Genomic DNA, 21,485 nt, shown 5'->3' on the forward strand with positions numbered 1-21,485 from the left:
CATGGGCGAGCTGTCGCAAGTGTCGGTGACGGCACTCAAGGGTGTCGGCGAAGCCATGGCCGAGAAACTGGCCAAGGTCGGCCTGGAGAACCTCCAGGACGTGCTGTTCCACCTGCCGCTGCGCTACCAGGACCGCACCCGCGTGGTGCCCATCGGGGCGTTGCGCCCGGGGCAGGACGCGGTGGTCGAAGGCACCGTCAGCGGCGCCGACGTGGTCATGGGCCGGCGCCGCAGCCTGGTGGTGCGCCTGCAGGACGGCACCGGCGGCCTGAGCCTGCGCTTCTACCACTTCAGCAATGCGCAGAAGGAAGGCCTCAAGCGCGGCACGCGGATCCGCTGCTACGGCGAAGTCCGGCCCGGCGCGTCGGGGCTGGAGATCTACCACCCGGAATACCGCGCCATCACCGGCGACGAACCGCCGCCGGTGGATGAGACCCTGACCCCGGTCTACCCGCTCACCGAAGGCCTGACCCAACAGCGCCTGCGCCAGCTCTGCCTGCAGACCCTGACCCTGCTCAAGCCGTCCAGCCTGCCCGACTGGCTGCCGACCGAACTGGCCCGCGACTACCAACTGGCGCCGCTGGCCGACGCGATCCGCTACCTGCACAACCCGCCCGCCGACGCCGACGTCGAAGAGCTCGCCCTCGGCCATCACTGGGCCCAGCACCGGCTGGCGTTCGAGGAGCTGCTGACCCACCAGCTATCCCAGCAGCGCCTGCGCGAGAGCCTGCGCTCCCTGCGCGCCCCGGCCATGCCCAAGGCCACGCGGCTGCCGGCGCAGTACCTGGCCAACCTCGGCTTCAGCCCCACCGGCGCCCAACAGCGGGTCGGCAACGAGATCGCCTACGACCTCAGCCAGCAAGAACCGATGCTGCGCCTGATCCAGGGCGACGTCGGCGCGGGCAAGACCGTGGTCGCCGCCCTCGCCGCCCTGCAAGCGCTGGAGGCCGGCTATCAGGTCGCCCTGATGGCGCCCACCGAGATCCTCGCCGAACAGCACTACCTCACCTTCAAGCGCTGGCTCGAACCGCTGGGCATCGAAGTGGCTTGGTTGGCCGGCAAGCTCAAAGGCAAGAACCGCGCCGCCGCGCTGGAGCAGATCGCCGGCGGCACGCCAATGGTGGTGGGCACCCACGCGCTGTTCCAGGACGAAGTGCAGTTCCGGAACCTCGCCCTGGTGATCATCGACGAACAGCACCGCTTCGGCGTCCAGCAGCGCCTGGCGCTACGGCAGAAAGGCGTCGGCGGGCGGATGTGCCCGCACCAACTGATCATGACCGCCACACCGATCCCGCGCACCCTGGCCATGAGCGCCTACGCCGACCTCGACACCTCGATCCTCGACGAACTGCCGCCGGGCCGCACGCCGGTCAACACCGTGCTGGTCACCGACACCCGCCGCGTCGAAGTCATCGAGCGGGTGCGCAGCGCCTGCGCCGAGGGCCGCCAGGCCTATTGGGTGTGCACGCTGATCGAAGAGTCCGAAGAGCTGACCTGCCAGGCCGCCGAAACCACCTTCGAAGACCTCACCGCCGCCCTCGGCGAGCTGAAGGTCGGGCTGATCCACGGGCGCATGAAGCCCGCCGAAAAAGCCGCCGTGATGGCCGAATTCAAGGCCGGCCACCTGCAATTGCTGGTGGCCACCACCGTGATCGAGGTCGGCGTGGACGTGCCCAACGCCAGCCTGATGATCATCGAGAACCCCGAGCGCCTGGGCCTGGCCCAGCTGCACCAGCTGCGCGGCCGCGTGGGCCGGGGCAGCGCGGTCAGCCATTGCGTGCTGCTCTACCACCCGCCACTGTCACAGATCGGTCGTCAGCGCCTGGGCATCATGCGCGAGACCAACGACGGCTTCGTCATCGCCGAAAAGGACCTCGAACTGCGCGGCCCCGGCGAAATGCTCGGCACCCGCCAGACCGGCCTGCTGCAATTCAAGGTCGCTGACCTTATGCGCGACGCCGACCTGCTGCCCGCCGTGCGCGACGCCGCGCAAGCGCTGCTGGAGCGCTGGCCCACCCACGTCAGCCCGCTGCTCGACCGCTGGCTGCGGCACGGGCAGCAATACGGCCAAGTGTGAGCACCGTCGCAGTTTCTCAAAGCCCGCGACGACCAAGCTGGTTATACTCCTGCCATTGTTTCAAAAACGGATACAGACCATGACCGAAGCTGCTCTCGCCCCCGACACCCCGCACGCTCCGTCTGTCATTCGGCTGCTGCTCAACAAACTCGGCATCGCCTACGAAGAAGTGATCGACCACCACGGCCTCAACGCCTCGCGCAAAGTGCAGGCCGTGTTGCTGGACGACGCCGTCGGCGCGCTGATGGTGCTGTTCCCACAGAGCCAGTTGCTGGATCTCAACCGCCTCGCCGAATTGACCGGCCGTCGCCTGACCGCCGTGTCCACCGAGCGCCTGGACAAGATGCTCGGCAAGCACAGCCTGAGCCTGCTGCCGGGCCTGCCGGCGCTGACCAGCTCGCCGTGCCTCTACGAAGAAAGCCTGCTGCGCGAGCCCAAGCTGCTGATCCACTCCGGCGAGCCGGGCGTTCTGCTGGAGATCACCAGCGAAGCCTTCAAGACCATGCTGACCAAGGCCAGCGCCGCCAACTTCGGCGAAGCCCTGAGCAGCATCCGGCCCAACCTCGACCGCCCGGACGACGACCGCGAGGAAATCACCCAGGCCGTGCAGGCGTTCACCGCACGGCGCATCCAGCAGCGCCTGGAAGCGACCATCGAGATCCCGCCGCTGGCCGAGACCGCGCAAAAGATCATCAAACTGCGGGTCGACCCCAACGCCACCATCGACGACATCACCGGCGTGGTCGAGACCGACCCGGCGCTGGCCGCGCAAGTGGTGAGCTGGGCGGCGTCGCCGTACTACGCCTCGCCGGGCAAGATCCGCTCGGTGGAAGACGCCATCGTCCGCGTGCTGGGCTTCGACCTGGTGATCAACCTGGCCCTGGGCCTGGCCCTCGGCAAGACCCTGAGCTTGCCCAAGGACCACCCGCAACACACCACGCCGTACTGGCAGCAGTCGATCTACACCGCCGCCGTCATCGAAGGCCTGACCCGCGCCATGCCGCGCGCCCAGCGCCCTGAAGCCGGCCTGACCTACCTCGCCGGCCTGCTGCACAACTTCGGCTACCTGCTGCTGGCCCACGTGTTCCCGCCGCACTTCTCGCTGATCTGCCGGCACCTGGAGGTCAACCCGCACCTGTGCCACAGCTTCGTGGAACAGCACTTGCTGGGCATCAGCCGCGAACAGATCGGCTCCTGGCTGATGCGCTACTGGGACATGCCCGACGAACTGGCCACCGCCCTGCGCTTCCAGCACGACCCGAACTACGACGGCGCCTACGCCGAGTACCCCAACCTCGTGTGCCTGGCCGTGCGCCTGCTGCGCGCCCGCGGCATCGGCTCCGGCCCCGACGAAGACATCCCGGACGCGCTGCTGGAACGCGTCGGCCTGACCCGCGACAAGGCCAACGACGTCGTCAGCAAAGTCCTCGAAGCCGAAGTCCTGCTGCGCGAACTGGCTTCGCAGTTCAGCCAGGCCTAAACGCCAACAGGCCCGCTCCCTCAGGGTTTACACAACCCTTGTGGGAGCGAGCCTGCTCGCGATGAATCCAACCCGTTCTACCTGACCGCATCAAGCCTTAGGCTTGGCCTTCTTAGGCTTCAAATACTTGGTCAGCCCCTGGAACCACATCACCAGCGCCGGGTTGCCCTTGAGCTGAATCGACTTGTCCTGAATCCCCTGCATGAACGCCAGCTGCTTGTTCTTGGCCTGCATCGTGGCAAACCCGTATGCCGCGTCCTTGAACGCAATCGCAAACGCCGGCTCCGCCACCGCCCCGGCCTTGCTGGTGATGCGCTGCCCCTTCACCACGAAATGCCGCGCCACCTTGCCGTCCAGGGTCTGCAGCTGAAACACCAGATCCTTGTCACCCAACTGCTGCTGGAACGCCGGATTGGTTCGACTGGCCTTGCCCATCAACAGCCCCAGCATCCACAGAAGAAAACGAAATTTCATGCGCACAGCCTCAAAAGGAAAATGAACGGCTGGGGGAGTGTAAGGGATTCAGGGGATAACGCCACTATCGAGTGACGTTGCAAGACGATGGCGAGCTTTTCTCGCATGATGACTGCCAAGTCACGATTTCCAACCCAGCGTCCTACACGCGTTGAAACACATCCCTGTAGGAGCTGCCGAAGCCGCGATCTTTTGATCTTGTGCCTCGCAAACCTATAGGAAATTTCCCTCAAAACGCCGGGATGCCCATGAACTAGGCGGGCTAGCGGTTCGTCGATAGCCTCTGTGTGTCGCCGCAAAATCGGTGACTCGGACGTGCAAGTCCGGTGGGAGTACACATTGGTTATGGCAATCGGCCGGGCGTTTTCCTATGCTCGCGGATCGTTATGGCTGCTGTGTATGGGAGGCCTTCGGGTCTGCCGGGTTACTCCACCGGTCTTGCACACCTATGCACAGCTGCCACCACTTTCGAAGTGCGAGCGAAACGGTGTCAGCTCCTTGAATCTGGAGTAAGCGCTAATGATCAAACCAACACCCAATCCCCCCGCAACACCAGAAACCTCCCCCTACGAATCCCTTGATTCAAGGAAACTCCACGAAGCCGCCGAACGCGCCCTCGACCACCACTTGAAACCCGCCACCGCGCGCCCCAAACGCCTCGGCGGCCTGTTCATCCTCTGCCCCAACGCCGACGCCGAAGCCCTCATGGCCAACGCCTCCGAAGACCTCCTATGCATCAGCGCCATCGCCGCCAACCTGGCCGACGAACTCGACGGCCCCCGCCGCTCGATGGCACTGGGCCTGAGCAGAATGGCGGACGGCGTGCGCTTGATGGTGGAAGGCACAATCGATCACATTGAGTTCAGGGAGTATCAGGTCAGGCCGTAGCTGGATCGTGGGCGGAAAAAAGGGGACGTTGAGTCCCCTTTTCTGATGGTTCCGGGATCACCACTGGCAACCCGTCTCAGGTGAAAAATCTATACCGAAATCTTCCTCGAATGAGTACTTCTTCCCAGACTTGTAGTTCGTGTAGACCATGCTGTAGACACGGGCACCCTGACTGACCATCTCATATTCACCTGTCAGAGCACCTTCGGAGACCTCCACCCAAGTCGTCGTGAACTCATACGGTCGATCCTCTGCCAGGATTATTTGCTCGGTGTTCCGATGCACAAGCGTAATAAATCGCTTGGACTGCCTATACCGGACACCCACCCCGCCCCATATGGACACGGAGTCGTGATACGTCCTGAACTCAAAATTGATGTTCTTGCCTTCCGACGAACGAAAACAGCGAACCTCGGATGTGAGTTCCCCATAGGCAGCCAAAGGACAGAGCAATAGCGCAACCAAAGGCAGCACAGACAAATACTTCAAACCGATCATTCCTTAAGCGGTACGGATAGCCACAAATCTACGTGGCGGTTCAGATGAATGCCAAAGCGCTAAAGCGAAAAGTCCGAAACCTCTTCAAGCACCCAGCACGCCCCTCGAACAAACCGGTACTCGAACACATAGTCCGTATCCGGCTTCTGCAGAATTGCCGTGGCACTGTTGCCCTGCACTTCCTTGACGGTCAGCGTCAGGCCCTCGGCATCGCGCTTTTCGCGACCGGGGATGAGCGGAAACTTGATCTGATCACCGCTCACACTGCGTTTTTCCAATCCCGGCTCGGGATCGCCCGGTACGGTGGTGACCAGTTGCAACGGCTGTTGGGCAAATGCTTTTTGCACTTCTGCGCGTTCGGAAAAGGCTGTAAGAAACGCTGAAAACTCGCTGGAGGGACAAGCAGTATTAGCCGTGCCCCCTGCAGCATCAGGAGTTTCACGACTCAGCCCATCCTGCTGTTTTTGATCCTGACTTGCGCCCCCATCAAGTTCCGCAAGACGCTTTTTCACGCTCGCGGCATCCTTGTAAGCACACACCACCTTCTGGCCCGTCTCCGGATCGGTGCCGTCGTGGCAGTTTTGCAGTTCAGGATCAGGCGGGTCACCACGGAAAAAATGCAAAGACAATTCGTCGCCGCTTTTCCTGAGCGGCAGCTCTATCACTGAATAGTCATATCCCTCGAAACCGCCGTACGACCTTTTGCTTTTCGTCAGCACGTACATGGACTTCCCTGCCAACTCCGGCTGCTTTCGGACGTAGAAAAATACTGATACGACTTCCTCGCCCTCAAGCTTCCATACGTAATTCAGCGTGGGTGTCTTTGCATTCACGGGTGAGTAGAAAATTTCGGCGCCCGGCACGTGAACCCCGGTCACATGGCCCTTCAAATTGTTCTTCAAAAAAAACACTGTGATCTTTTGATCACCCAACGAAGCCACCACCGGCGGATGCAATTGGCCAATGGTTTGCGGGTCACTTGCCGATACCGGCTGGACCAACAAGCCGGCCATGACGCCGAGCAAACAGATACGACTCAATATCCAGTTCAAGTCCAGTCACTTCCCTATTGATCAATCTACGAATGCAATCACGATTCGGGGGCTCCCACGCTGCGCTCCAACACCCTGGGAGGAATCCTCGGAGCCTTTCCCGCTTCCGACATTCGCGATGCGTATTGCTTGTACGCGGCTGACGCACGCTGCTTATCGTCCACACCCCAATAGCCATCGGCGAGATTCAGGTAAGCCACTGTCCGCTCCGGGTTGTGCGCAATCACCGCATTCAGCAGTTGAATAGACTCCGCGTAGTAACCCGCCTCGCCCAGCAGAAACCCGAGGTCATTGGACCAACCTGGATGCTGCGGGTAGTAGTACTTTTTGACGATGTAGCTTTCCGGAGAACACGCACCATGAGCGTCATCTCCCATCACCGTATAACTCATCATTTCCTTGAAGGAGTCGCTATCACCCTTTCGATACGCTGCCAGCGCTCTGTCCAGCAGGTCAGCGGAATCGACCGTCATCAGTTTTTTGTAGCCGCCCGCAGGTTGACTGACGTTAGCAGCCCGTAACTTTTGAAGAGCCTCGAGACCGTTGAAGGAAGCCAAGGTGATTGGGCCCAATGTCCCTAACGGCAACTCCGATACGCTCACCAGCGAGCGATCACAGGAATCGTTGCTGACCAACTGCAGCACTTCTTTAAGTTCAAATTGCCTTGAGCCCTTGTTGTAGGCGAACAACAGATTGAAGTTGAAAACCGTGTTGCCTTCTTCGTTGGTCACCAGCGCAATGTAGTCCCCAGCCTCAACGAATCGCTGCTTGACCAGAACCTCCTCCTCTTGCGGATCCACAACCGTCATGGCTGCAGACCGCCCTTTGAGAACCCGTACGCTGAAACTGTCCAGAAGCTCAGACGAATACTGACTCTTGGTCAGAGGCAACGCCTTGGACGTATCGAGCAAAATGTCCTCATTGCGCGCTTGCACAGGTGCGATCAATAACCGGTTGGAAGCCCCATCTGCATCACCCGCAAGAACGAAAACGTTCTGCCGTGATGCATCGCCAAGCAGGCTTGCCGGGATTTCCTTGAGGACGTGCGGCGCAGCGAGCGCGTATGAAGTGGGAATAAACCCAAGGCTCAATGCGATAAAACGAACAATCCTGTTCAATTTCTCATTTCCTGATCTGCAATTCGCTCAACGACACGTTTTGGAATTTTCTGCGCTTTGCGATCCGCACTCATCGCGTCACGGTACTGGCTGTAATAGCGCTGCGCTTCGTCTTTGCGATCAAGGCGCCAGAGGGAATCGGCGATATTCAACATCAGCACCGTGCGTTTTCCGACCGCCTCAACGCCGCGATAAAACTTCAGCACCAGCTCATCTTTACCGCCCTCGGCCAAGTAGTAGGCCAGGTCGTTGAAAGCTTGAACATTGCGCGCCGGTGGGTGGCAAGCCATATAGGCGTCTGGGCTTATTGTGCGAAGACTGAATGTGAGTTCTTCCACGCGGGATTGCGGCACCTCAATACTTGAGACTTGCTTCAGCAACTCCTTTGGAGAAGGTGTCGTCAAGGCAAGGTCAAGAACTTCCCCCTCACCGGAGGCCCATCGATTGCCCTCCCACTTGCCGTAGCAAAACCTGGCTGCATGCTGACTCAGTACGCAACCGGTCTCCATCGAAACGACACCGCAGCCAGTCTCCTCAGTCGGGATTTCTTCACCCTCTTGACCAACGACAACGCCATACAGCGTCTGAAGGATCAGCATTGTTTTCTTGTCAGGACTTAGCCCACTGTCGTGTGCTTCGGTACCAACGTCGGCAACATAGAGGGGGAAAGTCTTGCCATTCGCGGTAAACGAGGCGACTGCTGTCTCCGCTGCCGGCCTGCCCCATTTCTTGTCCTTCAGCGTCAATACATGCCCGCCCACCCCGACAATCTGGGTGTCCTCGGCCAAAGCATTGGCTGAGGCAAACAGGCTCACGACAATCATCACCCACTTAAGGCTGGCCATAGACGATCCTTTTCACCGAGGGACTTTCCGACTGCTCAATGGTCAGGGCTGCTGAAAACGCTCACACATAACACCAGCAGTCGTTTCACTTCTCATCCTTCGAATTCATCAGTTCCAGCTCACCATCCCGATACACCACCTCACACCCCACCCAAGCCAAATCCACCTGCGGCATCACCGCCGACGGCTTGCGCAGTTCCCGCAACAACGTCGAACCATGCGACAACCGCCCACCCATCCGCGCAATCACCGCCCGCGCGGCCTGATAGTGCGCGTGACGCCCCGGATCGAGGGTGTCTTCCAGCAAAATGTCTTCGCCAAGAATGCCCCGCACCTGCCCCGGGTAAATCATGAATCCGGTAGCCTGTTCGGCACCTTCGCGGCCGTCCTGCCAGAAGCTGCCGTCGCGCGTGCGGATGTCCGGGTGCGGCGCAAACCAGTGTTCGCGATCCGCCAGAGGCATAGCGTGATGCAGGCGGAAGAAGATGCGCATCAGGTTGTCGCGATACCACTCGCGCACTTGCAGGTAGTAACCACGCAGGCCCGGCAGGCCGGTCGAATGGGCGAGGCGGATCAGCCCTGACCATTGCGGGAACGCCTGCAGCGGCAGTTCGTTCGACGCAGGCCGAGGTGTGGCCGGGTCGGTCTCCCACGGCAGTCGGTGAGGGCTGTTGTCCAAGTTGTCGTAAGCGGTGGGCGGTCGGCCCAGCCAGTCCCCGCCGCTGCTGGCCAGCGCCGTGGCGATGCACAGATTGCCCTGCACCACGAACACATAAAACCGGGTGAACCAGTCGGCCAGTCGCTGACCGTCAGCCCCTTGGGTGACGAGGTCGGTCAGCTCCCGGTCGAAGCGCTGCAAGCCGTGCTCAAGGCTCAGCAAATGCCCGCGGGCGATACGCTGCATGCGCAGGAACAACGGTAGCGAACGCAACATCCGCAGCGGTCGCCACGGCAGATGCGGGGTCGCGCCGCCGACTTCACCGGCGTAACTGCTTGCGCTGATGCCCCAGTCGGCCAACCGTGCGAGAAACAGGTCATTGTTGATGTAGGACGCGCCGCCAAACACAGCCGTGAACGGCTCGTTGTCCTGCAGCACCCGCGCATCCCAACGAGCCATGATCGCCGGAATGCTCGCAGCGGCCCGGCGCTGGGCGTACTCCACCAGCACGCTGGGTTGCGGCGGCAGGATCTCGGCGATGTTGGCGGCCGTCAGGTGCCGGCGCCAGCCGTAGTCGCTGATCGGCCGGTATTGCAGCAGCCACAGTTGCGCGCCGTCCCAGGCCCATTCGACATCGCCGGGCATGTAGTGGAACACCCGCAAGACATCCTGGAGAAAGCGCCACAGCGCGTCTTCGGTCAACCCATGAGTGGACGTGAATGTGCCGCTGCGCCAGGCGTCGCCGAGCCGCGAAAGCGTCGCCCGCTCCGGGCTGACCTGGCCATCGGCCAACGATTCCAGATGACCTTCAACCCATTCGAGCTCCACCGACAGATGACGCACAAACGCGATGCCCGACACCTGCGGCGTGATGAAGCGCTGCACCACCACTTCCTCGACACCTTCGGCAGTCAGCTCGGCAATGCGCGCCGGCACGTTGGCGGCCGGCTCGCGCAGGTAAGTCGTGCTCAAACCGGCATTCGCCGAGTCGGCCTGATCTTCGCCATAACTGGAGGAACGCACCGCCCAGGTCGCCTGCGGTTCCCTGGCGAGGAAGGCCGGCAGACGCGAATCGTTGCAATCGTTAAGGCTCAGCGCCGCCGGCACCGGTTGCCGGGCCAGTTCCGCCAGGCGCAAGCGCCCGCCCTTGGTGTGCGCGACGAACCCGCGCTCGCCCGACTCCAGCCACTGCGCAAACGGCGCGGGCGCGTCGATCCACGGGTAATGGCCCCAACCGGGTTTGAGGCTGATGGTCAGGTCCGCGCGCGCAAGAATCGCCGACCATGCCGCCGCTTGTTCGATGCCGAGCACCTGATCCTGATCGCCCCAGACCAGTTCCACCGGGTCGGTGATCCACTCCAGCAAGGGCAGCGCGGTGTCGGCACGGATCAGATCCCAGTGCGGCACAAACGCACGGCAGCGCGCATAACCGGCGCCCATGCGCTGATATTGCGCAGGCGTCCAGGTCTGGTTGGAGAACTTGCGCGCGAACAGCGTGGGTTTGTTCGACAGCAACCAGTGAATGCTCTTGCGGATCGGCAGCGGTGACATCAGCGCCGGCAATCGGCGCTGCCACAAAAAGGCGCCCACCGGCGCCAGCAACACACTGCGGGAAAAGTGCCCGGGCCGACGTTGCAGCGCATGCAGCACCAGCAACGCGTTGACCCCGACGGCCATGATCGCGCTGCCCTTTTGCGTCATCGCCAACAAGGTCTTGGCGTAATCCGCCAGGTCCTCGCAGGGGGGCTGCGGGTTGGCGCCGAAGCCCGGCAACTCCAGCGGCACCACGTCGTACCGCTGAAAATGCGGCAGCGCGTCATCCCACCAATCGGCGGCACTGCCGTTGCCGGCCAGCAGGTACATCACAGGCTTGCTCATGGGCGATCCTCAGGCCAGATCGCGCAGCGCGGCGTCGAGGGTCGGATAGCGGAACGTGTAGCCCGCCTCGCTCAAACGTTGCGGCACCACACGCTGACCGTCGAAGAACAACTGAGCCATTTCCCCGGCCAACGCACGCACTGGCGCTGCGGGAATGTGAAACCACACCGGACGCTTGAGAACCTTGCCGACGTTCTCGGCGAACGCTGCCTGGCTGACGGCTTCGGGCGCGACCATGTTGTAGGTGCCACGCAGATTTTCATCGTGGAAGGATCGGGCGATCACCTGGATCACATCATCGCGGTGCACCCAGCTCATGATCTGCCGGCCATCGCCCATGCGACCGCCGAAGCCCAAGCGGAACGGAATCAGCAACGGAAGCAACGCACCGCCCGGCCCGAACACCACGCCGAGGCGCAGCACCACCTGACGCACGCCAAACTGCGTGGCGGGCTGTGCCGAAGCCTCCCAGCGCGCACAGAGCTCGGCCATGAATCCGTCGCCCTTGCTGGCGTGTTCATCGAGGCTTTCACTGGCATCGCGTACACCGTAGAAACCGATGGCCGAGGCTTGAATCCATAGCGCGGGTTTATGGCGGACGTTCTTCAGCCAGTTCATCAGCGCTTCGGTTGTGTTGACCCGACTGGCCAGCAGTTGGGCCTGCCGCTTGGAACTCCAGCGCGGGCCGGCGACCGGTGCGCCAGCAAGATTGATCACCACGTCGAAGGTTTCGTCATAGCCGAGTTTGCTCAGCGAGCGCACACAGCGTGCTCGGCCGTCGAACAGGTAAGCGGCTTTCAACGGATCACGGGCCAGCACGCTGACGGTGTGGCCGGCGTCGAGTAACTGATTGACCAGGATTTCACCAATGAACCCGGTGCCACCGGTGACCAGCACACGTTTGTAGGCACCGCCGGCAAACGGGTTGGAGGGTTTTCCCTCGCGCTGCATGCGTAACGCCGCCAGGCCATCGCGAATACCCGACGCAGTCACGCCCAGCGCAAACAGCGTCAGCACCCAGCCTTTCCAGCCGAAATCGGCGGCGCTCAAGCCGCTTGGCAGACTCGCCCATTGCACCAGTTGCACGCCGTACAGCGCAAAGAACGCCCCGCCGTTGACCGCCAGCACCGTGTGCATGATGCGCTCGATGGCCGGTAGCTTGCGGCTTCGATCCTCGACCACGAAATCCCACAGCGTAAGACCGATCTCCAGCGCGAACAGCAGCGCAACGACCACCGCCCACGCGCCATGGAACTCAAGATGCGCCATGCCGAGAAACAGGATCCCGTAGAAACACGAACGCAGCGCATGGATCGACAACTCCAGCCGCGCGCTGTGGCGGTACGGTAACGCTACCGTCAGTTCGTGGTGATATAGAGTGTCGAGCGCTCCCAGGCATGCCTGGGCAATCAGCAAGGCGAGCGCCCAATCCAGTAACGAAAAATCAGGCATGGTTTTGCTCACTCAAGGAAGTTTGGGAAGAGGAAATTCGGCGGTCGTGGCGATAGAGCCAGAGCAACGGCGGCAGCAGCACGAGCAGCGCAGCGCAGTCGAACCAAAGGTGCGACCACACCTGTTTTTGCGCGGAGAACAACATGTCCTGCGGCGCCCACAAAACAATACCGGCCATCAACCCGCCCCAGGCCAGCGGGGTTTTCAGGCGATTGCCAATGTGCACCAAGGTAAGCATGAACAGCGAGTAGCTTTGCAGCGTCGCCCCGAACAACGCGAGCCACCAGACCTGTTGCTCACGAGCGGCAACAGGCACTGCATCGGCGCCCCAGAAAACCTGTTCAAGGGTTTGCAAATAAACCTCAAGCAAACCGGAATGACCGGCCCAACTCAGGGTGAGACCGGCGAGCAAATGCACCAGCGCAGCGGCGTACAGCCACAGCACCCATGCGCGGCGAAGGGAGAAAGAGGGGACTGGCATTCCGTGTCCTGAGCGTGTTCCTTGAGGGCGGGGAGTTTAAAGGAAAACCGTACGGCTTCGGTGGCTGTCAGAAGCAATAACTGGGTTTGATCTCAGTGGTGGAGTTCTTCTGCAGATGCTCCAGACCGAAGTTCGCCCCTTCGTAGCCTTGGGCGAGAGCCAGTTGATAGCAGGCCATGGCTCGGGAGGCGTCTTGGGTGCCCCACTCGCCGCTCGCAAAGGTTGATCCCAACTTGCTGATCGCGATGGCACTGCCCATTTTCACGGCGCCCATCAGTGCTTGCTCTGCGAGCGCGGGATTTTTGCAGGGCCCGTCGGAGGTGAGCTCGTTGCCGTCACAGTAAAACTCAGAAAGCCCCATCGCACCGCTGGGCAACGTAGTGGCTGCTGCTTTGAATAAAGACTCCAGCGTGTCTGTCGGCACCTGCGGCGCCATACCCGAGAGACTCAGAATGGCCGCTTTGTAACTGGCGAGTGGGTCTCCAGAGCGTGCTGCGCACAACAGATTTTCCAAGGTGGCTTCAAACAACTCGACCGTGAGCGGTTGATCTTCCGGAGCCCCCAACGCTTCGAACGCCTCGGCACGTTGGTAACAGAAATTCTCTTCCTTGCTCAGCTTGGGCTTGCTCGCAACGACCAGATCTTTATCACTGATCGACCAGTCTTCAACGCCCTCAAGCACCCAACAGGCCTGCCGCGAAAAATTGAAGACTTTAACGTGGCTCCAACCTGCGCGCTTATCCACAACGATGGAGTGGCTATCGTCGAGCTCTTGTATCTTGACTCCCGGAATCTCGCGGGAGGGGATGGGTGCCATTAACGGATAGCCCAACTCGGCCCCCTTCACACCTGTAACGATCGGTTCGAAACGGCCGGATTCGGCCGTCGGTTTCAACGCGAGCGATTTGACCGTCATCGCCGTGAACCTGCGCTGAGATTGGCTATCGGCAGAAAATGCCGCGAGGAACGGCATGAAGTCGTCAGCTGGGCACGCAGCGCTTTTATCGGTTGACTGCTCAGGTTGTCCAGGCGCGATCTTGTCCAGATACGCCGAGCGTTCGCGACTCATTCTGGCGATGCACGAGTTAACCGCAAACACATGCGCCGGCACCCCCGCCTCGATCTCGAATGCCTCCAAAGGGCAGTTCGCATCGCGCAATTTCAGCCACGCACGTTGTGACTCTTTAACCTTCGCCGCGTACTCCGCGCCCAACGCAGGGTCTGCTCGATAATCAGACTCAAGACGCGCCATCAATAGTTTGTAGCTGACATTCAACTGCGTATCGGCAGCCTTTTTTGCCGCCTCCGAGCAGGGCACCATTTCCAGGCTAGAGGTGACATGGCTGCAGTCATCCTGCGCGTACACCGCTGAAACAGGCAGCAGCACGGCCAGCAGGGCAAAAACAAAACGTTTCACTGTGTTCTTCCTTGGGGCATTCAGGCTTTGCGTTTGGCGAACCGGGTGATGCATTGCTTGGGTATGTTCATGTCCCAATAGGTGCTGAGCAACGCCTTACGCTTTTTGTCGACGCGCAAATTAATAAAGCCATCGCCGCAATCCGGCTGCAACTCTTCGAAGGTGCCGCTTTTGGCGTGGTAAATGAACACCCGGGAGTAGCCGTAAGTGCCCATGCCGTCATCAAGCTGCCAGACCGCGAAATCCTGGGCGCCGTCGAAATTGAAATCATCGACCTGCACATGGAGTTCGTTTTCGGCCTCAAAATTGATTGTCCACGACTCGTTATGCGCTTCGCTTTTAACCGCGACGTTCAGCGTGGAGCCTTCGAGAACCAGCGTCGCCTCGACGTCTTTGGCTGGGCTGAACGTAGTGGTTTCGGCTAGCACCGGCATCGCCCACAGCAAGCCGAGCAGTGATGCTGCTAGAGTTTTTGATCGCATGTGTTCGCTCTATTCATAACTCCGCGACATCAACATCCATCAGCATCACCACACAAGATCCATCCGCGAATTTCTTTACCTTTCGGTGTTTTGAACATAACCGAGAGCCAGCCAGCCTCAACAGCCTCCTGCTGAACCTTGTCCCCGGCAATCAAATACATACGCGTGACATCGTCAAAAACAGGAGAACTATAAATTTTGGCATTTTTGTTTATCGTCAGTTGAACGGGGACGCCTTCATTCCATTTAGAAAATGCCGGAGTAGCAAGTTTATTAATAACAGACAATTGATCCTTGTAGGGAAACGCGTACAACAACCCCTGGTAATCATCATTCAATATATCTCCACCCTCACCAAAATACTTGGAAATACGCTCATCTCTTGAGTAACCATCTTCGCTTTTTTTGTACACATGCACACTATAGTACTCGCCAGAGTATTTAACTCCGATATCAGAATGTATCCCCACACTATGAATTACAAAAAATTCACTTTCAGAGCCACCTTCTATATCAACAAAAAAAGCCGCGCGCACTTGCCCTGTATCTGCCAAATACGGCAATTGTCCGACCAGCCTCTTAGCCTTACTCACACAATCAATGTAGCTAACATCAATCCCCTTTTGACTACTTGATCCGTCACCACTCGCCTCACTCTCTATTGGGACTAGATCAAATACAATCGTACCGCCTTTTGTTGAGATCGAGTGGTAAGCTTTACTCTCGGGGACATCACAAGCAAACGAAGCTATCGAATATAGAAAAAATGAAATTAGCAATCCAGATTTAAACAAAGCTCTCATCAATAAACACCTCCCTTTTGCCATCCTTGCACTTTGTTTGACTAATTTTTGCTAGGCTTCATAGCCTCAAATGACTCTTTAATACCAACCAAGTTGGGATCACTTTTTAGATTTGACCTAGGTACGCATGCAGAAAAATTTACTGTCACACCTTTTATACCTTTCAACCCATAAAAGCAGTCGAACAACAGACCATTCTGTGCCAAAGAGAATTTTCTCTCAGCAGCGGCAACTTCATCATCAGAATTCCAGAGCATGAAAGGAGATATTAGTACCTTGACTTCGGCAGAACCCGATGCTGAAAAATTAGCAAAATCTACTGTTCCTGTTTCCAGTCTCTGCTAAAACGAATCATCCGCGGCGTAGTTGTAAATATATTTACCATTTCCATCGAACCGGCCGGATGCTGCCAAGCTCCTTTCAAACTCGACAGGCTCAATCAGGAAAATATTTTCTTCTGTCAAAACATCTGGATTTAAATTGACACTCGAAATAAGTTCGCCATAGCACACACCACCCTCGACTCTCACGCTCAACTTAAAACCGGGAATCTCGGGGATTAAAACACCACATCTATCCAAAGATTCTGATTGAGCATTTGGCAAAAAGAACGCAATAAAATAAAAACCACTGACCAGCATAAACAAAACCTTCATCACAACACCCTTTTAGCCAAATAAATCTGCCCCCCTTTCAATCTCTATTCCCACTTGCATCCGGACTCCGGAGAGGAGTCGATGCTGGTATTGATTCCGAAGCTGTATACCTTGCCGTTGGACTGCTTTGTGTAAGACATCGACACGATCTGTGAGCCTTGCGTCATCAACTCATAAGTCCCCGTGACCTTGCCGTTGGCGACTTCAAACCAAGTTCTGGTGTACTGCCAAGGCGCGTCCGGGTCGAGGATTTCGCTCTTGGAATCAGCCAACACAATGGAAATGGGTTCGCTGGATTTGGCGTACTTCACAAAACCACCAGACCATTTGCTGGCGTCGTCATAGTAGGTTCGGAGTTCGAATTTTACCGGGCTCGATTGGGTAAGTTCGAAGCAAAGTGATTCGGTGGTGACTGCGCTTTGAGCACCTAAAGGGAATAGCGCAAAAGAGAGAAAGAAAAGTTTGTTCATACTCATCCATGAAGCAACAAATGAACCTGTCCCAATTTCCTCACAACTTCCTCACTCCATAAACCTACTGGTCAAACGCTTTAGTTCACTGTTTGCTCTTGTCCGGAGCCATAGCCAATTGACGGGCTCGCTCTATCGTCGCGCGGATCAAGCAGGAGCTCGACCATTCCCCGAAAACCGATTTATACGATTTCGACTCAGGCAAACACTCCGCGTCTCGAAATTTCATCCAGGCCCTTTGGGTTTCCCTCAGGCCTTTCTGTGCATTTTCGTCCAACCGTTCCATGCGCTCCCGGTAAACGAGGTTGAGCAGTGCATCCGTATCCGTCACAACCAGATCAAGCGTCCCACTCGGCGCAATTGGCCACACGACATCCGCCAACGCCTGTTTGGTTTCGTTGTTCCAATTGTAGAAACCGTTCTCTTCAACTTTCAGCCAGGCAGAGCGCCCGTAATGATTGGTCGGATCGCTTGCACTGACTTCAGATTGGTAGACGATTTCCAGATAGATCGGGTCGGTTGAGCGCTGAGGATCATTCAGCAGCGTTTGCCGAACAATGGCCCGTTGCTTTTTGCTCTCGGTGATTTCAATCGAAAAGCATGGGTCCGGGCCGGGACGGTCAGACGATTTCACCCTCGCCAGACACTCTTTACGAAGGGCCATGGACGGAGCATCCGGCCCCCATCCCATGTCTACAACCCTCACGAGCAGCCGTACTTCCGGATCCTTGGAAAAATCGGCCTGAAGCACGGTTGCAACCATAGTTCCTTCTGCTTTCACAACCGAAGACAGCAAAGAAAAAGCCAAAACAAGACTAAATCTAAAATTCATAATCCCTTGACATCCGCAAAAATCCAACAGCAAACTAGAACCTGCTTGATTCTAAATACACGGAACAGATCTATTTAAACGCCGCACCAAAATCAAAGCCGCTGAGCGCAGCACCACAAATAAATTTGTCACCTTTTCCAACAGTCACCTTTTCTAAACAAGCAATGGCATAACCACTAATTCAAACGCCCAACAACTCTCTCAGGAACCTTATCTCCCAAACCTTTTTTTATCATTGCGTCACGATACTTGGCATAATAACTCTTTGCATCTTCATGCCTACCTAGAGCCCAAAGGGAGTCGGCAGCATTTAACTTCAATGGAATTCTATCTTCAGCAATCGGCAACAAATAATTATAAATCTGCATCGCTAAAAGATGCTCACCACCTTGAGCAAGATAGAATGCAATATCATTATACTCAGATATGTTTTTTCCAGGAGGATAGCACGTAAAATAAGAAGATACCCCCATAAATAAAGAGTCCTTAAGCGAATTCGCCCGCGAGTCTTTTTCAGTCAAGCCAACCGCTTCAGAAAGTAGCTTTCTCGGAGGGACACCCCCTTTTGAAAACTCAAAAAACTCTCCCCGAGTACTCTTCCATTTATTATCTATCCACTGACCATCGCACTGTTGTACCGAGCCAATATTTTCTATACATCCGGTTTCTAGCGAAATCATATCGCAATATGCCTGCGAAGAGACGATTTTATTTCCGTCCCCATCAACCATTTCCGCTGCATTAGTTCGCTGAACCACCACGTACTTTTTATCAGCTGATAAACGGTTTATATCTGAATTTGCTACAACCCCCTCCTCGAAACCTTCTAGCTTTTTCGGTAGCGAATACATACTAAATCCATATTTCTCGCTCCGATATTGAACGTCACCCCACCCTCCAAAATCCTCATTATATTTATCAAAGACTAAAGCACTTTCATTATAGCCGACAATTTTTAACGACTGTGTATCGGCATAGCTTACTCCAGCAAGCGAAGCCGAAAATAAAATCACGAGAGAATATCTATTAAACATTTACTGCCGCCTTTAGCTTCGCATATCTAACATTAGGAGTTGTCATTCCAGTACGACCCGGGCCGTAAATATCAGTAATTTTCCGCTCATAACTAGCATGATTACTTCCCCATGTACTTACATTCTTACTGATAGTGGGATTTTCTGAGAAAAATCTATCTAAAGCGTTCTTAAGATTTTCCGCTACGTTACCAGGACGGTTAACGTGCTCATCCAGAACTGTAGCCTGTCCGAGGGTCGATAAAAATAATTGCCCAACTGTAAAGTCGTAAGAGCTTGGTTTTTTTGACTGCAGCTCTTTCAAGCGCTTTATAAAATCTGAAATTTGAAGCTCCACAAAAGAAGGAGACCCCACTGCACAAGCCAAAACAGAGACTGGCTTACATTGAATAACATTTCCAAATGTTGACTCTCCGCACCCGACTCTCAATTTGCTTTTTAATTCAGCTCGCTCAAGCTTTTCGCCATTGGCGAATTCAGGATCTTTGTAATACATCTTAGGTTTATCAGCGCTTAAATCCAAATACCATCCTTGGTTCTCAAAAAGCTCAGCAAACTCATCAGGGTACTGCTCCTTAAATGATTTCACTTGAATTGGAAATTCACCTTCACCCTGAGGGTTCACGGTTTTCTGCATCGCGCCCGCAGAAATTAGCTCACTATCATAGGACTGAACTGTATTGATCTTCCCCTCATTTTCACACATAACGGCAATAACTTTCTTTTCAAAAGCCGTCACTTTACCAGCTGCTTCAAAATCAGCCCACTGAGGTACATCCCCAAGTTTTACCTCTCCCCACACTACAGGTCCGTAATGAGAGCCCCAGCGGGTAACTTTAACAACAACGTTACAATCACATTGTTTTTTGGTGTTAAAATTCCCTATCACCCCAACAGGATGCATATGCCAAACCTTACCATCTGGGCTCAATGTCTCCTTCGTAGCCACCTCTTCCCACCACGACATTTCCTTGATTCGTTTTTTTTGCGCAACCCAGTTTAAATTGGGTACGTTTTCTGAATGCCCCATTAATCCATCCAACGCATCCCATTTGGCCGCTTCATAGAACCACTCACTTTCACACTTAGTAATAAGCTGCGATATAGATTGCGCAAACCAAGGCTTTGCAAGTGCCGCCTGTATTTCCGTAGCTGTCAGCTTATCGTTCTTGTCAGCATCAATAATGTCATACAAGCCTTCCTTTACCGGCCCTTTAGTCGACTTACTGGCCATCGGGACAAAAGTAGCCTTTTCTTCTTCGGTAAGAAGATCACGATCATGTAGAAATGAGGATAGATGCTCAGCGTTACTACTGTTCTCTTCGATGAATTGGAATCCTTCCCACTCCCATGGATTATGGCGGGTGGTAATCAGATCTTTCTCGCCTAGCCATCCATTAATCGAGTTACCATGTGCGTCACCCAGAACCCCCTCAAGATGCCACCAACGAATAGTGCTTGACGTAGCTGGGCTTGAACCCACCCCAGGAGTTGTTACCGACTGCCTAATTTTTTTTGAAGCCGGCAATGCCTCCAGCACGCCAAGTGGCATGATCAAATCATATCCAATTACTAAACCGGCATCGCTCACTTGTGGTGGGTTAGTCGCGTTGATATCTGGTCGATGGGTAATTAACTTTGTACCTTTATAAATTTTTATAAGTCTTTTTTGATCCGTAGGCAAGGTAGCGGATTTGTTTCGACTAAGAGAAACAAAGCTCTCAATCTCTTCGCATGTAAAAACCTCTACATGAACCAAGTTACGAGCCGTTCCCTCATCGTGTTCCTGATAATGACCGGCAAATCCCACTAACGCTCCAGCCTTAATAGCTACTGGATTATCGAGCAGAACAACCTTTCCCAGATCTTTGGGTTCGGTCTTGGTCTCAAGTGAAGGTAACCATACATAACCGCCAACATTTCCGTTCTCATCAGTGGCAAGTGCGGGGATCGGTGCTCCACTTACGACCTTTACGAGTTTCCGATAGTTTCCAACCGCTCCCTCTTGGCTAATCTCAACTTGAGTGCCAGCAGGCAGTATCGACATAACCTCACCGGTAGTCGAACCAGTCCTACGCACTCTCAAACCCTTAGCTTGATTAGAAGGGATATTTTTCGCTAGTTCGCCAATCAGGTATTCATTTACGCCTTTACTGTTCATTTGGTTTTTGAATACCCACCCGCCTATAGCTGCGGATTGGTCAGCTTCTGGCGCCACACTGACAACTTTTAGCCATTTTCCATCTGTACTTGCGACTCCCGTTGTAACAGTAGTGCCACGGGGCAATGTAGTCAGAATATCGGTGTAGCCCGCTGTCCCTGGGAGGTCGGCGCGTACGTTCAAACCCTCGACGGGATCACTTACACTCGCTTTTACCTGATAGCCACCATTAACCCAGTATGAGGGCCGTTCCAACATGGGTGTTTTCGTCCTGTAGCCTTCCATGTCCAACAGATGCATATAGAGACTATAAAACGTCAATATTGGGCCCGCAGCCTGAGCGGCGCCCGAGTCGGCAGAAGGTGTAGGGGGGGCGGGCATCTCCAAGAGATGCTTTACCAGCACGAAGCCTGTCGAAGCAAAAGCGGTGCGATCCGTATATACCGTGGCTGGATAGGTGTCATCGATACGATAGGCAACTACTTGCCCATCAGCGATACAGCGTACCTCGCTCTGTGCAGAGACTAATCCGGAAGCCTCATCAAAATGCACGCCGCCATGCCACAAGCCATTGCTACCAAGTGGGTAATAACCATCCTGCGCCTTCGCTAAGGCCGCGTAATACCGCTGTGGATCTGTGCCACCCGCACCACCAATCTTTATCGGGTAAGACCACTTTTTAACTTTCACTGGCTCTGTCATTTGTACTTTTACCTAATCCTTTTTTTC

General features: G+C 56.1%; 18 protein-coding genes. 3 read left to right on the plus strand and 15 right to left on the minus strand.

Annotated elements, in window-relative coordinates; genetic code table 11:
- Window position 1 precedes the first annotated feature (1 nt).
- A complete protein-coding gene (gene recG / locus CAG31_RS06265; RefSeq protein WP_085578981.1) occupies window positions 2-2,077 on the plus strand; it encodes an ATP-dependent DNA helicase RecG in 2,076 nt (691 codons plus the stop codon).
- Window positions 2,078-2,156: 79 nt separating this feature from the next.
- Complete coding sequence (locus CAG31_RS06270) at window positions 2,157-3,557, plus strand: aminoacyl-tRNA deacylase and HDOD domain-containing protein (protein ID WP_085578983.1); 1,401 nt, start codon at window positions 2,157-2,159, stop codon at window positions 3,555-3,557.
- Between the two features lie 90 nt (window positions 3,558-3,647).
- Here the strand turns inward: CAG31_RS06270 and CAG31_RS06275 are convergent, their stop codons facing one another.
- Entirely contained in the window at window positions 3,648-4,031 is a 384-nt protein-coding gene (locus CAG31_RS06275; protein WP_085578985.1) for a helicase, read from the minus strand.
- Between the two features lie 519 nt (window positions 4,032-4,550).
- Here CAG31_RS06275 and CAG31_RS06280 point away from each other — a divergent pair.
- Window positions 4,551-4,919: a DUF6124 family protein gene (locus CAG31_RS06280; RefSeq protein WP_085578987.1), complete on the plus strand. Its 369-nt coding sequence runs from the start codon at window positions 4,551-4,553 to the stop codon at window positions 4,917-4,919.
- A 557-nt stretch (window positions 4,920-5,476) separates the two neighbouring features.
- Here CAG31_RS06280 and CAG31_RS06290 read toward each other — a convergent pair.
- The 14 genes from CAG31_RS06290 to CAG31_RS28660 form a co-directional block, all read right to left on the minus strand.
- Window positions 5,477-6,430, minus strand: a complete 954-nt coding sequence (locus CAG31_RS06290) for a hypothetical protein (protein ID WP_085579511.1) — start codon at window positions 6,428-6,430, stop codon at window positions 5,477-5,479.
- A 77-nt stretch (window positions 6,431-6,507) separates the two neighbouring features.
- Window positions 6,508-7,587: a M48 family metallopeptidase gene (locus CAG31_RS06295; RefSeq protein ID WP_085578991.1), complete on the minus strand. Its 1,080-nt coding sequence runs from the start codon at window positions 7,585-7,587 to the stop codon at window positions 6,508-6,510.
- On the minus strand, window positions 7,584-8,432 hold the full coding sequence (locus CAG31_RS06300) for a type IV pilus biogenesis/stability protein PilW (protein ID WP_085578993.1): 849 nt from the start codon (window positions 8,430-8,432) through the stop codon (window positions 7,584-7,586). The genes CAG31_RS06295 and CAG31_RS06300 overlap by 4 nt, the downstream gene beginning before the upstream one ends.
- An 85-nt stretch (window positions 8,433-8,517) precedes the next feature.
- Complete coding sequence (locus tag CAG31_RS06305) at window positions 8,518-10,968, minus strand: alpha/beta hydrolase (protein WP_085578995.1); 2,451 nt, start codon at window positions 10,966-10,968, stop codon at window positions 8,518-8,520.
- Between the two features lie 9 nt (window positions 10,969-10,977).
- Window positions 10,978-12,420 (minus strand): TIGR01777 family oxidoreductase, encoded by a 1,443-nt coding sequence (locus CAG31_RS06310; protein WP_085578997.1) that lies wholly within the window; start codon window positions 12,418-12,420, stop codon window positions 10,978-10,980.
- Complete coding sequence (locus tag CAG31_RS06315; RefSeq protein WP_085578999.1) at window positions 12,413-12,901, minus strand: cell division protein; 489 nt, start codon at window positions 12,899-12,901, stop codon at window positions 12,413-12,415. The genes CAG31_RS06310 and CAG31_RS06315 overlap by 8 nt, the downstream gene beginning before the upstream one ends.
- 67 nt (window positions 12,902-12,968) lie before the next feature.
- Entirely contained in the window at window positions 12,969-14,318 is a 1,350-nt protein-coding gene (locus CAG31_RS06320) for a lysozyme inhibitor LprI family protein (protein ID WP_085579001.1), read from the minus strand.
- A gap of 20 nt (window positions 14,319-14,338) precedes the next feature.
- Window positions 14,339-14,800 (minus strand): hypothetical protein, encoded by a 462-nt coding sequence (locus CAG31_RS06325; protein WP_085579003.1) that lies wholly within the window; start codon window positions 14,798-14,800, stop codon window positions 14,339-14,341.
- 29 nt (window positions 14,801-14,829) lie between these two features.
- On the minus strand, window positions 14,830-15,603 hold the full coding sequence (locus CAG31_RS06330; RefSeq protein ID WP_085579005.1) for a hypothetical protein: 774 nt from the start codon (window positions 15,601-15,603) through the stop codon (window positions 14,830-14,832).
- A 341-nt stretch (window positions 15,604-15,944) separates the two neighbouring features.
- Window positions 15,945-16,259, minus strand: a complete 315-nt coding sequence (locus tag CAG31_RS28075) for a hypothetical protein (protein WP_139831335.1) — start codon at window positions 16,257-16,259, stop codon at window positions 15,945-15,947.
- Window positions 16,260-16,303: 44 nt separating this feature from the next.
- Window positions 16,304-16,729: a hypothetical protein gene (locus CAG31_RS06335; protein ID WP_085579007.1), complete on the minus strand. Its 426-nt coding sequence runs from the start codon at window positions 16,727-16,729 to the stop codon at window positions 16,304-16,306.
- A gap of 85 nt (window positions 16,730-16,814) precedes the next feature.
- Window positions 16,815-17,561, minus strand: a complete 747-nt coding sequence (locus CAG31_RS06340; protein WP_085579009.1) for a lysozyme inhibitor LprI family protein — start codon at window positions 17,559-17,561, stop codon at window positions 16,815-16,817.
- 176 nt (window positions 17,562-17,737) lie between these two features.
- Complete coding sequence (locus tag CAG31_RS06345) at window positions 17,738-18,595, minus strand: hypothetical protein (RefSeq protein ID WP_085579011.1); 858 nt, start codon at window positions 18,593-18,595, stop codon at window positions 17,738-17,740.
- Window positions 18,588-21,446, minus strand: coding sequence for an SH3 domain-containing protein (locus CAG31_RS28660; protein WP_256578071.1), 2,859 nt, complete (start codon window positions 21,444-21,446; stop codon window positions 18,588-18,590). Before CAG31_RS28660 ends, CAG31_RS06345 begins: the two co-directional genes overlap by 8 nt.
- Window positions 21,447-21,485: the final 39 nt, after the last annotated feature.

Origin of the sequence: Pseudomonas sp. R25(2017), from assembly GCF_002112565.1 — a bacterium.
Taxonomy (GTDB): domain Bacteria; phylum Pseudomonadota; class Gammaproteobacteria; order Pseudomonadales; family Pseudomonadaceae; genus Aquipseudomonas; species Aquipseudomonas ekonensis.

Bases quoted from the DNA above. Each gene is read 5' to 3' on its own strand.
- CAG31_RS06275 (WP_085578985.1), bottom strand. From the start codon at position 4,031: ATGAAATTTCGTTTTCTTCTGTGGATGCTGGGGCTGTTGATGGGCAAG.
- CAG31_RS06345 (WP_085579011.1), bottom strand. From the start codon at position 18,595: ATGTTTAATAGATATTCTCTCGTGATTTTATTTTCGGCTTCGCTTGCT.
- CAG31_RS06315 (WP_085578999.1), bottom strand. From the start codon at position 12,901: ATGCCAGTCCCCTCTTTCTCCCTTCGCCGCGCATGGGTGCTGTGGCTG.
- CAG31_RS06330 (WP_085579005.1), bottom strand. From the start codon at position 15,603: ATGAGAGCTTTGTTTAAATCTGGATTGCTAATTTCATTTTTTCTATAT.
- CAG31_RS06340 (WP_085579009.1), bottom strand. From the start codon at position 17,561: ATGAATTTTAGATTTAGTCTTGTTTTGGCTTTTTCTTTGCTGTCTTCG.
- CAG31_RS06325 (WP_085579003.1), bottom strand. From the start codon at position 14,800: ATGCGATCAAAAACTCTAGCAGCATCACTGCTCGGCTTGCTGTGGGCG.
- CAG31_RS06310 (WP_085578997.1), bottom strand. From the start codon at position 12,420: ATGCCTGATTTTTCGTTACTGGATTGGGCGCTCGCCTTGCTGATTGCC.
- CAG31_RS06280 (WP_085578987.1), top strand. From the start codon at position 4,551: ATGATCAAACCAACACCCAATCCCCCCGCAACACCAGAAACCTCCCCC.
- recG (WP_085578981.1), top strand. From the start codon at position 2: ATGGGCGAGCTGTCGCAAGTGTCGGTGACGGCACTCAAGGGTGTCGGC.
- CAG31_RS06305 (WP_085578995.1), bottom strand. From the start codon at position 10,968: ATGAGCAAGCCTGTGATGTACCTGCTGGCCGGCAACGGCAGTGCCGCC.
- CAG31_RS28075 (WP_139831335.1), bottom strand. From the start codon at position 16,259: ATGAAGGTTTTGTTTATGCTGGTCAGTGGTTTTTATTTTATTGCGTTC.
- CAG31_RS06335 (WP_085579007.1), bottom strand. From the start codon at position 16,729: ATGAACAAACTTTTCTTTCTCTCTTTTGCGCTATTCCCTTTAGGTGCT.
- CAG31_RS06290 (WP_085579511.1), bottom strand. From the start codon at position 6,430: ATGGCCGGCTTGTTGGTCCAGCCGGTATCGGCAAGTGACCCGCAAACC.
- CAG31_RS06270 (WP_085578983.1), top strand. From the start codon at position 2,157: ATGACCGAAGCTGCTCTCGCCCCCGACACCCCGCACGCTCCGTCTGTC.
- CAG31_RS06300 (WP_085578993.1), bottom strand. From the start codon at position 8,432: ATGGCCAGCCTTAAGTGGGTGATGATTGTCGTGAGCCTGTTTGCCTCA.